General features: G+C 70.7%; 9 protein-coding genes. 4 read left to right on the plus strand and 5 right to left on the minus strand.

Annotation, left to right across the window (positions count from 1 at the left end):
• The first annotated feature begins 131 nt into the window (after positions 1-131).
• Positions 132-1,718, plus strand: a complete 1,587-nt coding sequence (locus CHF16_RS26885) for an OmpA family protein (protein WP_089328923.1) — start codon at positions 132-134, stop codon at positions 1,716-1,718.
• Positions 1,719-1,841: 123 nt separating this feature from the next.
• Here CHF16_RS26885 and CHF16_RS26890 read toward each other — a convergent pair whose 3' ends face one another.
• From CHF16_RS26890 to pdhA, 3 genes are read right to left on the minus strand one after another with little or no spacing between them, the layout of a single operon-like run.
• Complete coding sequence (locus CHF16_RS26890) at positions 1,842-3,218, minus strand: dihydrolipoamide acetyltransferase family protein (protein ID WP_089328953.1); 1,377 nt, start codon at positions 3,216-3,218, stop codon at positions 1,842-1,844.
• A 5-nt stretch (positions 3,219-3,223) separates the two neighbouring features.
• The gene (locus tag CHF16_RS26895; protein ID WP_218826849.1) at positions 3,224-4,204 is read right to left on the minus strand and encodes an alpha-ketoacid dehydrogenase subunit beta; all 981 of its coding nucleotides are present in this window, start codon (positions 4,202-4,204) and stop codon (positions 3,224-3,226) included.
• A complete protein-coding gene (gene pdhA / locus CHF16_RS26900) occupies positions 4,201-5,331 on the minus strand; it encodes a pyruvate dehydrogenase (acetyl-transferring) E1 component subunit alpha (protein ID WP_089328924.1) in 1,131 nt (376 codons plus the stop codon). The genes CHF16_RS26895 and pdhA overlap by 4 nt, the downstream gene beginning before the upstream one ends.
• 228 nt (positions 5,332-5,559) lie before the next feature.
• Between pdhA and CHF16_RS26905 the strand changes: the two genes are divergently transcribed.
• Positions 5,560-6,672, plus strand: coding sequence for a hypothetical protein (locus CHF16_RS26905; protein WP_143228139.1), 1,113 nt, complete (start codon positions 5,560-5,562; stop codon positions 6,670-6,672).
• 12 nt (positions 6,673-6,684) lie between these two features.
• On the opposite strand, the gene CHF16_RS26910 is transcribed toward CHF16_RS26905, so the two are convergent.
• A complete protein-coding gene (locus CHF16_RS26910) occupies positions 6,685-9,048 on the minus strand; it encodes a hypothetical protein (protein WP_089328926.1) in 2,364 nt (787 codons plus the stop codon).
• Between the two features lie 211 nt (positions 9,049-9,259).
• On the opposite strand from CHF16_RS26910, the gene CHF16_RS26915 reads away from it, so the two are divergent.
• Positions 9,260-9,667: a YciI family protein gene (locus CHF16_RS26915; RefSeq protein ID WP_089328927.1), complete on the plus strand. Its 408-nt coding sequence runs from the start codon at positions 9,260-9,262 to the stop codon at positions 9,665-9,667.
• Between the two features lie 23 nt (positions 9,668-9,690).
• The gene (locus CHF16_RS26920) at positions 9,691-10,830 is read left to right on the plus strand and encodes an RNA polymerase sigma factor (RefSeq protein ID WP_089328955.1); all 1,140 of its coding nucleotides are present in this window, start codon (positions 9,691-9,693) and stop codon (positions 10,828-10,830) included.
• A 3-nt stretch (positions 10,831-10,833) separates the two neighbouring features.
• Here CHF16_RS26920 and CHF16_RS26925 read toward each other — a convergent pair whose 3' ends face one another.
• Positions 10,834-12,450 carry a hypothetical protein gene (locus tag CHF16_RS26925; RefSeq protein ID WP_089328928.1) on the minus strand — a complete coding sequence of 539 codons (1,617 nt, stop codon included), beginning with the start codon at positions 12,448-12,450 and terminating at the stop codon, positions 10,834-10,836.
• Positions 12,451-12,465: the final 15 nt, after the last annotated feature.

A 12,465-nucleotide genomic window follows, 5' to 3' on the forward strand; every position in this document is an offset into this window, starting at 1 on the left:
TCGGTCTGATTCAGTCTGATTCGGTCTGACCCGGTTTGTACGGGCCCCTGCCATCTGATGGCGGGGGCTCGCTCCGTTTGACTACTGTTGGCCGCGTCCCTCGCCCGCCTCCACCCCGGACCGGTTCATCGATGCGCGCGCTGCCCCTGGCCGTTTCCCTCACCGGTTTGCTGCTCGTCGCAGGCTGCTCCGACGCCGACAAGGCCGAGAAGGTCGCCCCGCCGACCGCCGGGCCCGGCGGCGCCGCGCCGAGCCCCGCCGCGCAGAGCAGCGGGACGTTCTCGCGCGAGGGCTGGTTCGGCGGCGCGGACGGGCTGCACGCGCGGCTCGACATCAGGGGCGTCCAGCGGGAGGCGGGCAAGGCGGTGCTGCGGTTCAGCGTCACGTCGCTGGACACGGCCGTGAAGTCCGTCCCGTTCGAGATCGCGCTGGTCGACCCGGTCGGGCGGCGCCTCTACAAGCCGACCGGCGTCACCAGCGGCTCCGACATCACGCCCGGTTCCAGCCGCGAGATGGCCGCCGAGTACCCGCCGATCCCGGCGGACGTCGCGAAGGTTTCCGCGATCACGCCGGGGACGGCCGGGGAGTTCACGGGCATCCCCGTGACGACCGGCTCCGCGACCCCGACCCCCTCGGCGCCGCCGTCTTCGATGCCGCCGTCTTCGATGCCGCCGTCCACGCCGCCGATGCCCGGGGTGCCGTCGTCCGCGCCGTCGTCGCAGCCGTCGGTGGGCGTGGAGACGTCCGTGGGGGCGGAGCCCTTCGGCCGCTCCACGCCGCTGTCGCCGCCGCCGTCAACGACCCCACCGGCGACCACGCCTCCGCCCTCCTCGCCGCCGCCCTCCTCACCGCCGCCTTCGTCCGGCCCGGGGCCGAACCCGGTCGACCTGTACGACATCGTCGAGGGCGAGACGAAGGACGTGACGTCCAGCGGGTCGGAGGTCACCGTCGGTCTGCGGGCCGACGCGCTGTTCGACAAGGGCTCGGCGAAGCTGTCCAGCGGCGCGAAGGCCGTCCTGGACGAGACGGCACAGCAGATCAAGACGAGGGCGACGGGCGCGCTGTCGATCGAAGGCCACACCGACGGCGATGACGCGAAGCTCTCGAAGGAGCAGGCCGACGCCGTCATGAAGGAGATGAAGACGCGGCTGGGCGACGGCTTCACCTACACGGCGACCGGCAAGGGGAACGCGGAGCGCGCGGCCAGGGACGCCGCGCGCAACAACCGCGTCGAGATCTCCTACCGGGTCAAGCCAAGCGCGCGCGGCACGACCTCACCGGCCGACTTCCAGACGGAGGACGGCAAGACGGTCGCGACCCGCACGGCCGCCTTCGGTGCCGACAAGCGGCGCCTGGAGGTCAAACCCTTCTACCGGGACGGCGCCTACATCGTCGCCGTGTTCAACATCGTGAACGAGGGGCCGGGGACCATACCTCCCGACGCCTCCTACCCGGACCCCGACCAGCCGGGGGCCGTGTTCGGTTCGTTCAGCATCCAGATGCCGGGCGGTAAGGACGTCTACCGTGCCGTACGCGTCGGCCCGGCGCGCCAGGGCGGGACGAACATCTACGTCGACGCCGGACGCGCCACCTTCCTGACCGCCGTGGGCAAGCCCGCCCGCGGCTTCGTCTACCTGCCCGCCCCGCCCGGCGACGTCAGGTCGGTGACCTTCAACGCCGGCCCGTTCGGCAAGGTCGACAAGGTCCCCGTCTCTTAATGTGCGGGGCCTCCTGAACTTTGCGGGGCCTCCTGAACTTTGCGGGGTCTCCCGAGATCTGCGGGGCCTCCTGACGGCCGAAGGGCCGGCGCCGCGAACGCGGCACCGGCCCTTCGGACCATGTCAGCCCCAGGCGAGCATGCGGATGGGATCCTCCAGCATGTCCCCGACGTCGCGCAGGACGCGGGAGCCCAGTTCGCCGTCCACGATGCGGTGGTCGAACGAGAGGGCCAGCGTGGTCACCTTGCGGATGGCCAGCTCGCCCTCGTGAACCCAGGGCATGTCCCTGATCTGGCCGAACGCCAGGATCGCCGCCTCACCGGGCGTGAGGATGGGCGTCCCGGTGTCGACGCCGAACACGCCGACGTTGGTGATGGAGATCGTCCCGTCCGAGAGGTCGGCCGGGGACGCCTTGCCCGCGCGCGCCTTCTCCGTCAGCTCCTGCAGAGCGCGCGCGAGGCCGGGCAGGTCGAGGTCCTGCGCGTCCTTCACCTTAGGCACGATCAGGCCGCGGTCGGTGGCCGCCGCGATGCCCAGGTTCACGTAGTGCTTGACCACGATCTCCGCGCCGTTCGGGCCGTCCACCCAGGTGGAGTTCACCATCGGGTGCCGTCGCACGGCGGTGAGCAGCGCGCGCGCCACCAGCAGCAGCGGCGACACCTTCACGTCCGCGAACTCGGGAAGCTCGCGGAGCCGCTTGACGGTCTCCATGGTGCGGGTGACGTCCACCTGGAGGAACTCGGTGACGTGCGGAGCCGTGAACGCCGAACCGGACATCGCCGCCGCCGTCGCCTTGCGCACCCCCTTGACCGGCATGCGCTCCTCGCGCACGCCCGCCTGAGGAGCGGCCTGCGGGACGGCCTGCGCCTGCGGGACGGCCTGCGCGGCGAGGATGTCCTCCCGCGTGATCGAGCCCTGCGGCCCCGTCCCCGTCACCGTGGCGAGATCGATCCCGAGATCCTTCGCCATCTTCCGGACGGGTGGCTTCGCCAGCGGCAACCCGTTGTCCACAGGCTGTGGACGAGGCGCCGGAGGCCGCACGGCCGGAACGGCAGCCGCGACCCCGTTGGACGCCTTGCGCGCCCGCCGCTTCGTCGCCCCCTCCTTGACCCCGTACCCGACCAGCACGGGCTGGCGCTTCGGCGGCTCCTCGGGCGTCACCATGCCCGGCTCGTTCGCCGTCGGCAAGCCCTCCTCGCGCAGCGCCGCCGCCTGCGCCGGAGGCTCGGACACCGGCGTCGCCACCGCGCCGTCCCCGCCGGCGTCCACCGCGATGATCGGCACGCCGACGTCCACGGTCTCACCCTCGGCGGCCAGCAGTTCGGTCACCACGCCATCGAACGGGCAGGGCAGCTCCACGATCGCCTTGGCCGTCTCGATCTCGACGATGGTCTGGCCGTCCTCGACCGTGTCGCCCGGCTGGACGTGCCACTTCACGATCTCCGCCTCGGTGAGGCCCTCGCCCACGTCCGGCAGCTTGAACAGTTTCGGCTCGGTCACCGGCGTCACCACGCGAAGGTCCGGTCGACCGCGTCCAGGATGCGGTCGAGGTCGGGCAGGTACTGGTCCTCGAGGCGGGACGGCGGGTACGGGGTGGAGAACCCGCCGACGCGCAGCACCGGCGACTCCAGCCGGTAGAAGCACCGCTCGGTGATCCGCGCGGCCAGCTCGGCGCCGAACCCGCTGTAGACCGGCGCCTCGTGCACGACCACGCAGCGGCCCGTCCGGTTCACCGACTCCGTCACCGTGCCGATGTCGAGGGGGTTGAGCGAGCGCAGGTCGATGACCTCCAGCGACCGCCCCTCCTCGGCGGCGGCCGCGGCCGCCTCCAGGCACGTCTTCACCGCCGGCCCGTAGGCCAGCACCGTCACGTGCTCCCCGGGCCGGACGACCCGCGCCTGATGCAGCGGCGTCCACTCGTCCGAGTCGACATCGACCTCGGCCTTGTCCCAGTACCGGCGCTTCGGCTCGAAGAAGATCACCGGGTCGGGGGACGCGATCGACTGCTGGATCATCGCGAACGCGTCCACCGGGTTCGAGCACGACACCACCCGCAGGCCCGCCGTGTGCGTGAAGTACGCCTCGGGCGACTCCGAGTGGTGCTCGACCGCGCCGATGCCGCCGCCGCACGGGATCCGCACCACGACCGGCAGCGCAAGCGCCCCGAGCGACCGCATCCGCATCTTCGCGAGCTGCGTGATGATCTGGTCGGCCGCCGGGAACACGAAGCCGTCGAACTGGATCTCCACCACCGGCCGGTACCCGCGCAGCGCGAGCCCGATCGCCGTCCCGACGATGCCCGACTCGGCCAGCGGCGTGTCGATGACGCGCTCCTCGCCGAAGTCCTTCTGCAGCCCGTCCGTGATCCGGAAGACCCCGCCGAGCTTCCCGACGTCCTCGCCCATCACGAGGACCTTCGGGTCGTTCTCCATGGCCTTGCGCAGGCCCTCGTTCAGCGCCTTGCCGAGGGTCAGGGTGGTGCTCACTTCGCCTCCTCCTCGAACGACGCCAGGTAGGCGGCGAACTGCTCCTGCTCCTCGGTCATCAGCGGATGCCGCTCGGCGTACACCTCGTCGAACATCGACAGCGGCTCCGGGTCCGGCATGGACCGGCAGCCCTCGCGCAGCTCCTTGGCGAGCTGCTTCGCCTCGTCCTCGACCTTCTCGAAGAACCCCGCGTCCGCCAGGTCGTTCCGCACCAGGTACGCCTTGACGCGCTCGATCGGGTCCTTGAGCTTCCACGCCTCCTCTTCGGCCTTCAGCCGGTAGCGCGTGGGGTCGTCCGTCGTCGTGTGGGCGCCCATCCGGTACGTGTACGCCTCGATGAGCGTGGGGCCCTGGCCCGTCCGGGCGTTCTCCAGCGCCTTCCTGGTCACCGCGAGGCAGGCGAACACGTCGTTGCCGTCGACCCGGATGCCGGGGAACCCGAAGCCCTGCGCCCGCTTGTACAGCGGGATCCGCGTCTGCTTCTCCAGCGGCTCCGAGATCGCCCACTGGTTGTTCTGGCAGAAGAACACGATCGGCGCGTTGAACACGGACGCGAACACGAACGACTCGTTGACGTCGCCCTGCGAGGTCGCCCCGTCCCCGAAGTAGGCGATCGTGGCGCCCGCCTTCGGCGTCCCGAGGACCCCGTCCCGCTGGACGCCCATCGCGTAGCCGGTCGCGTGCAGCGTCTGGCTGCCGATCACGACGGTGTACAGATGGAACCCATGCTCGGCGGGATCCCACCCGCCGTGGTTCACGCCCCGGAACATTCCGAGCAGCTTCAGCGGATCCACGTCCCGGCACCACGCGACACCATGCTCCCGGTACGTCGGGAACACCATGTCATGCTCGGACAGCGCACGTCCTGACCCGATCTGCGCCGCTTCCTGGCCCAGCAGCGAGGCCCACAGGCCGAGCTCCCCCTGCCGTGTCAGAGCCACGGCCTCCATGTCGATCCGCCGCACGACCACCAGGTCGCGGTACAGATCGCGAACGTCCTCGGCACTGAGGTCCAGGGGGTAGTCGGGATGCTCGACGCGCTCCCCCTCGGGGGTGAGCAGCCGGACGAGCTCGGGCTCGGCGAGCTCGGTGGTACCGGGTGCGCCGCGCACGGAGTCGATCGTCATCGATGACACTCCTCGTTCGGGGCCGGAACACGGGATCGCCGCGTCGCCGGCCGATGTCAACGGCCACTGACCCCGGTAAGGGACAAAAGCCGCAATGCCATCGTGGCAGACATCACACCCTGCGATGCAAGTCCCGCCACGTGATCCCTACCCCCGCCCCGGCCCAACGACCCTCCGAACGTGACGCACCCCACGCCCTCCGGGCCCCGCCCCTGGCATCATCGACACGTGCGTTACACCAGGGTCATCCCGCCAGTAGCCCTCTTAGCGACCCTGACCGCCTGCACCCACACGTCCGCCCCCACCTTCAACCCGACCCCTCAACCGACACGCCCAGGCCAGGCTGTGATCGCTGCCGGGGATCGGGAAACGAGCCGCACTCCACGGGACGGGGAGTACGCCGTCCGGGTCAACATCCGCTCGAACGGTGGCCTCACAGCCGATCGGCGGACCGGGGAGATCTATGTCCCGCTCGCCGGAGACGGCGGCCGGCAGATCGCCAAGATCGAGCGGGACGGACGGATCACCATGCTGGCGATCGGCATGGCAGGTGCTCAGCTGGCCGTTTCCGGTGATCGCCTGTGGCAGTTGGCCTCCTATGCGGGGCTTCAGCTGTCCCGCACGTCTCTTTCCAGCCTCGAGAGGACTGAGGTGCTGGGGTCGGAGCAGGACCGCCACCCCCGCTTCAAACTTCTCGACCGATCCGGGAAGGCGTTGCCTGCTTCGGAGACAGAGCGGCTGCATGAGGAGTGGAAAGGTGCCCAGTTCACGGTGCGGGACGATGGGGTGCCCATACTGCTCTCGCGATCCGGGCGGCTTTTCGAAGTCGCCGGACGGGATGTGCTCAAGCGTTCGGAGCCACCCGGCTATGAGGCGGCTCTGCGTGAGTTGGGGCGGACCGGGGACTTCCAAGCGACCGATCTCACCATCGACGGTGCACGGAGATTGTTGGTTCTCGGTGAGACCGGCCTTTTGCGAGTTGGGAGCGGTGGCGGTGTGCAGGTCACTCGGTTCCCCGCCTCGGCGAGGCAGGCGCCGCCCTGGACGGCGGCGGTCCCGCTGAGCGGCGGCGACGTTCTCCTTCTGGGCGGCGTCTCTCCTCTGCAGGAGAAGCCGCGTCCCGCGCTGGTGACACGTCATGGCGAGTTGCAGATGTTGTCGCTCGGGCCGCTGAAGGACTGCGAAGGGTTCGACGGTTCGATGGCCGATGTCGCATCCGCCGACCCGGGCGGTGTGGCCGAGGTGCCGGGCGGTCGCTTCGTCATGCTGAACAGGTTCTGCGGACTCGTCTACTCGTTCCGGCCGCCGCTCAATCCCTCCGGCGTGCCGTACCGGAGGTAGCCGCGGCCTGCCTCATTCCTTCGGAGCGTTGTGCTCCACCGCCCGCTCGGCATCGGCGATCAGGTCCTCTCCGCTCAGTTGCGGCCTGACGCCGGCAGGTGTCAGCCAGGTCTCCCTGATCGCTTTGATCACCTGTTTCGACTCTCTTCCGGCGAACGGCCAGAGCAAGAGCGCGGCATCGAGGTTCTCATCTCCGGTGCGCGTACCCTTCCACAGCTGAACTGCATGCGCCAGATCGAGGTAGAGTTGATCGGTGTAGGTCGAGTACTTGCCTTTTATCTCCTCGACCCTCTTCTCATAGTCCTTGTATTTTATTTTGTCGAGGGCTAATTCGGTGCCGATCGCATACCCATCGGTGATGCCCGGTGTCGCTCCCGCCGCCGTCGCCCCCAGCATGCTGCCGCCGAGATCGCGTAGGACGGCGATGTGCTTCTTCGCCTCCTCGAATTCCATCTGGGTGATCTGCTCTCGTTTGAGCCTCTCCAGTCCGTAGGCGGCGATGAGGTTCCCCTCGAGTTGCCCGACCCGCTTCGCGGCGAGCGGCCACTTGCCGGTGCGCAGTCCCCACGCGAAGACGTGCTGGCGGTAGAGCTGCGTGTCGACGGCGATCTGTGTCCAGGCTCGATCATCGGCGGCGAAGGTGCGGAGGAAATGCTGTAGGTCTGACCCGCCGATGTCCACGTAGACGGTGCCCGTGACGGGGTCCCGGTTCGGCAGTTCGGTGCCGCCGCTGGTCCGGTTGGAGTCGGCGAGGGCGGGGATGTACATGCGCGTCATGGCCAGCAGGCCGGACGTGAGCCCCGGGCCGAGTTCGAGGATGTAGTGCTTGCTGTGGCCGGTGCCGTCCGGTGCCTGGTCCGTCCTCGGCAGGAAGTCGCCCCAGGGCCACCAGTCGGGGACGGTGCCCTTCTTCAGAAGTTTGTCGACCTTTTCGCGCCCCTTGTCGTTCCACCAGGAGACGGTCTTCATGATTTCGGCCGCATTGGTCGCGGCTTCCTCTTCATGCCCCTTCTCCGGTGTGGTGGCGAGCTTGATCACCGAACCCGCGATGGTGCCGCCGTCCGGCCAGTCGGGGCTCACCAGGAGGGACGCGTAGGTTTCCCCGTTCCCCCGGGTCATCCAGGTCAGCGGCGCGGCCTTCTCAGCGTTCTCGATCTTGAGTGCGCTCTCGAGTTCGGACGCGGCCAGGTTGCGTGCGGCGGTAAGGTCCCGCTGCCCGGAGATGCGGCCCAGTACGTTCAGGGCGGGGTCGTACTGCCGAAGTGTCTTCGCCTCCTGCTCGAGGCCCCAGTCCCGCCACCACTCGTGGTCGGGCTGGTTGACCGGTTTGATGACGGTGGCGACGTCGATTTGCTCCTGTTCTTCGATGACGTAGGACGGGTACTTCTGGCGCCAGCGGAGGGCGGCTCTGCCCAGGTCGGTCAGGATGGCGCTGCTCCATTTGACGTCGGGGGCGCTCAGCTTGACCAGGAGGGCTTGGCCGGGCATGTCGGTGCCGGCGGGGCCCAGGGCCTTGGCGGCTACGGGTTCGCCGTCCTTCTTGCGGGAGAGGGCCGCTAAGGCGGTGCCCATGTCGCCGATGGTCTTCTTGTCCTCGGGGGTCAGGCCGCTTGTTCCGCTGAGGCGGTGGAGGCGGTAGGCGAGCTTGGCCACGGAGCCCGGCGGGATGTTGGAGAAGAACGTCGACAGGTAGGCGGTGTTCTTGCTGTTCTCGCGCAGGGTGCGCGCTATCTCGGACATCAGTGCCGGGGTGCCGGAGCCCGGGTGGGTGGTGTGCTTCAGGTAGGCGCGGGCTTGAAGGCGGGCCAGGTCGGTCATCTCTTTGGAGCCGAAGCGTTCCAAATCGGGGATCTGGATGACCGGGCCCTGGATCAGAGGGGTCGGGCCGACCTCTGTTTCGGCCAAGGCGTACATGATGCGGGTGCGCATGCGGCCGGCCTGGGTGCGGCACCAGGCGGCGGCGTTGTCGCAGGGCGCGGTGCTGGGGACGTCCGGGTGCGCGGGGGCCAGGCGGGCTCGGAGCATCCTGGCGCGGTGGGGGAGGTCGGCCGCAGCTCGCGTCAGGGCCGTCTCCAAGCGTTCCAGGGCGGACGGGGAGACCGACGCGACGCCGGGTTTCCCGGCCGGTGGGGTGACGCGGGGTATCTCCGGCGGGTCGATGGTGAGGGGGACCTGGTTGTGGCGGATGACGGCGCGTTCGGCGTCGAACATCAGGCGGTTCAGGGCCCGGTTGTGGCCCTGCAGGTCGGTGGTGAACGCGGCGGCGGAGCCGCCCTGCCAGGTCTGCGGGCCCATCTGGCGGGTCACCTCGGACATCGCCGTTGAAATCGCCTGAAGTTCGGCGTGTACGGCGTTGACGTCGATCTCCAGGGTCATGACCCGCCCCCTTTCATCCTGTGGACGTTAGTGAAAGGGGCGGTGTCCGGGGCGGGATCGGTGTTTCGGGTGGTGTGGAACGCGGGTTGCGGCTCGGGCGGTCGAGGCGGGGCGGAAAAAGTTCTCGCGAGGATGTCGAGATGCCGCCGGCGGCTTCGTCCCCGGTGGTGAGCGCGGCCAGAATGGGCCGTACGGCACCGAGGAGAAGACGATGGCGAAGTACCTGCTGCTGAAGCACTACCGGGGCGCTCCGGCCGCGGTGAGCGACGTGCCGATGGACAAGTGGACGCCGGAGGAGATCTCGGCGCACATCCAGTTCATGCGCGACTTCGCGGCGCGGCTGGAGGAGACCGGGGAGCTGGTCGACGTCCAGGCGCTGTCGCCCGACGGGATGTGGGTCCGCTACGACGGGGAGGGGCGGCCGCCGGTCACCGACGGGCCGTTCGCCGAGACCAAGGACCTCATCGCCGGCTGGTACGTGATCGACGTCGACTCGCACGAGCGGGCCGTCGAGCTGGCCGGGGAGCTGTCGGCGGCGCCGGGGGCGGGCGGGCGGCCGATCCACGAGTGGCTGGAGGTGCGCCCGTTCATGACCGAGCCGCCCACGATCACGGAATGACGTCCGATCACGGAATGACGTCCATGGACGAGGCTCTGCTGCGGAGCCTCACGCCGAGCGTGCTCGGGATCCTCGTCCGCCGCGGAGCCGACTTCGCGGCGGCCGAGGACGCCGTGCAGGACGCGCTGGTCGAGGCGGTCCGGACGTGGCCGGACGACCCGCCGCGCGACCCGAAGGGCTGGCTGGTCAGCCGGGCCTGGCGCCGGTTCCTCGACGCGGCGCGGGCGGACGCGGCGCGCCGCCGCCGGGAGGACCGGGTCGAGGACGAGCCGCCGCCGGGGCCCGTGGCCGCGGTGGACGACACGCTCTGGCTGTACTTCCTGTGCGCGCACCCGTCGCTGACGCCGTCGTCGGCGGTCGCGCTCACGCTGCGCGCGGTGGGCGGGCTGACCACCCGCCAGATCGCGCGGGCCTACCTGGTGCCCGAGGCGACCATGGCGCAGCGCATCAGCCGGGCCAAGAGGACGGTTTCGGACGTGCGGTTCGACCGGCCGGGTGACGTCGGCACCGTGCTGCGCGTCCTGTACCTGGTGTTCAACGAGGGCTACTCCGGTGACGTGGACCTGGCGGCCGAGGCCATCAGGCTCACCCGGCAGCTCGCGGCGATGGTCGACCATCCGGAGGCGGCGGGGCTGCTCGCGCTGATGCTGCTCCACCATGCCCGGCGCGCCGCGCGCACCGCGCCGGACGGCGCGCTGGTGCCGCTGGCGGAGCAGGACCGCGGGCTGTGGGACACCGCGCTGATCGCCGAGGGCGTCGCCGTCCTCCAGGCGGCGCTCGCGCGGGACCGGCTGGGCGAGTACCAGGCGCAGGCCGCGATCGCGGCGCTGCACTGCGACGCGCAGGCCGCGGAGGAGACCGATTGGGTGCAGATCGTCGAGTGGTACGACGAGCTGGTGCGGCTGACCGGCAGCCCGGTCGTCCGGCTGAACCGCGCGGTGGCGGTCGGGGAGGCGGACGGTCCGCGCGCCGGGCTGGCGGCGCTCGCGGAGCTGGACGGCTCGCTGCCCCGGTACACGGCGGCGGCCGCGTACCTGCACGAGCGCGACGGCGACCTGGAGACGGCGGCGCGGCTGTACGCGGAGGCGGCGCGCGAGGCGTCCGACCTGGCCGAGCGCGACCATCTGACGCGGCGGGCGGCGCGGCTCAACGCCCGCCGGTGAGGGTCACTCGCGGGACAGGGCGCGGGTGGCGCCGGCGGCGACGGTCAGGCCGAGGATCAGGCCGGCCGCGACGATGAGGTTCGCGATCCACTGGTAGACGCCCTTCGGGGCGAACTCGATCTCCTGGCCGAGGCTGCCGATCGGCAGCAGCAGGTCGAGCGTGTAGAAGAACGCGTTGAAGTGCGGCTTGTGGCCGTCGTCCAGGACGTCGGGCTTGTGCAGGGAGAAGACGATCGTGCCGAAGGCGAGCAGGCCGACGAGCCAGCTCGCGGCGCGGAACGGGCGGTAGCCGTAGCCGACCAGGACGTCCTGCAGCCAGCCGATGACCTTGCGGGCGGGGCCCTGGGTCTTGCGCCGGTCGCGGGCCTTGGCGAGCAGCACGGAGCGGCCGTCGGCGTCCAGGCCGAGGGACCGGTAGGTCTGGGCGAGGCGCTCGTAGGGCTGCGGGGCGTAGCCGTCGGAGTCGCGGCGCAGCCAGGCGAGGCGCTCGCGGGCGGTGAGCGGCGGTTCGAGGGTCTCGTACTGGAGCCCGTCGAGCTGGAGGCGCTCCGGCCAGGACGCGGCGTCGTCGCGCAGCAGGTTGATGCGGGCGTAGGAGAGGTCGGTGATGCCCTGGACGGGCCCGGCCGTGCGCAGGAGCAGCTCCTCGGCCTGGACGCGCTGCAGGCTCAGCGCCGTCCCCTCGTGGCTGAGCCGGGCGCCGCGGAGGCTGAGCTGGCCGGTGACGCGGGCGCCGGAGAAGCTGGCGGCGCCGACGCAGGTGAAGCCGTCGGAGCAGTAGACGTCGGTCTCCACGGCGAGGTCGTCGGCGTTGAGCGCGGTGCGCTGCGGGGCGGACAGCTTCGCGCCGACGAAGGACAGGTAGCCGCCGACGCGGGCGCCGCGCAGCCGCACCTCGCCCTCGGCGGCGAACCCGCCGTCGCAGAACACGTTCGCGGCGACGTCCAGCCGGCTGGCGTACAGGGCGACGCCCGCCGGGTTGTAGAGCCGCGCGCCCCGGAAGATCAGCTGCCCGCCGATGCGGGCGCCGGGCAGCCGGACCTCGCCGTTGGCGATGAAGCCCTGGTCGCAGTACACGTTCGCCTCGACGGCGAGGCGGTCGGCGAGCAGCGCGTCCCCGCCCGGATTGGTCAGCTGGACGCCCGACATGTTCAGGATGCCGGTGATGTTCGCGCCGTCCAGCCACAGCCCGCCGCTGATCCGGCTGCCCTCCAGCCACAGGTGGCCGTCCACCCGGGTGCCGGACGCGACCAGGCCGGGCAGCCGGCAGCGCATCAGGTGGACGCTGTTCATGCTCGCCCAGTACAGGTGCGGCGCCTCGTCGAACGAGCAGGAGGTCAGGGCCAGCGGGACGGTGACCTCGGCGTGCCCGAGGTTCAGCGACCCGGTGATCCGGGCGCCGGTCAGCCGGACGGCGGCGACCTGCCCCGGTTCGGGCTCCACCGCGCCGACGAGGAGGGCGACCAGGACCTCGGCCCGCACCATCCGGTCGTGTCCCCACCGGTCGGACTGGCCGACGTCGTCGAACGCCGGGTCTCCCGCCGACAGGTCGACCGCCTCCCCCTTGGGGAAGGCCTTCCACAGGCGGCGCTCGGAGGGGGTCAGGTCCTCGATGTTCATCGGACGGCTCCGGGG

It is taken from the genome of Actinomadura meyerae, from assembly GCF_900188445.1.
Taxonomy (GTDB): Bacteria; Actinomycetota; Actinomycetes; order Streptosporangiales; family Streptosporangiaceae; genus Spirillospora; species Spirillospora meyerae.

Coding starts and splice junctions, on each gene's coding strand:
- CHF16_RS26915 (WP_089328927.1), top strand. CDS start 9,260: ATGGCGAAGTACCTGCTGCTGAAGCACTACCGGGGCGCTCCGGCCGCG.
- CHF16_RS26925 (WP_089328928.1), bottom strand. CDS start 12,450: ATGAACATCGAGGACCTGACCCCCTCCGAGCGCCGCCTGTGGAAGGCC.
- pdhA (WP_089328924.1), bottom strand. CDS start 5,331: ATGACGATCGACTCCGTGCGCGGCGCACCCGGTACCACCGAGCTCGCC.
- CHF16_RS26910 (WP_089328926.1), bottom strand. CDS start 9,048: ATGACCCTGGAGATCGACGTCAACGCCGTACACGCCGAACTTCAGGCG.
- CHF16_RS26920 (WP_089328955.1), top strand. CDS start 9,691: ATGGACGAGGCTCTGCTGCGGAGCCTCACGCCGAGCGTGCTCGGGATC.
- CHF16_RS26885 (WP_089328923.1), top strand. CDS start 132: ATGCGCGCGCTGCCCCTGGCCGTTTCCCTCACCGGTTTGCTGCTCGTC.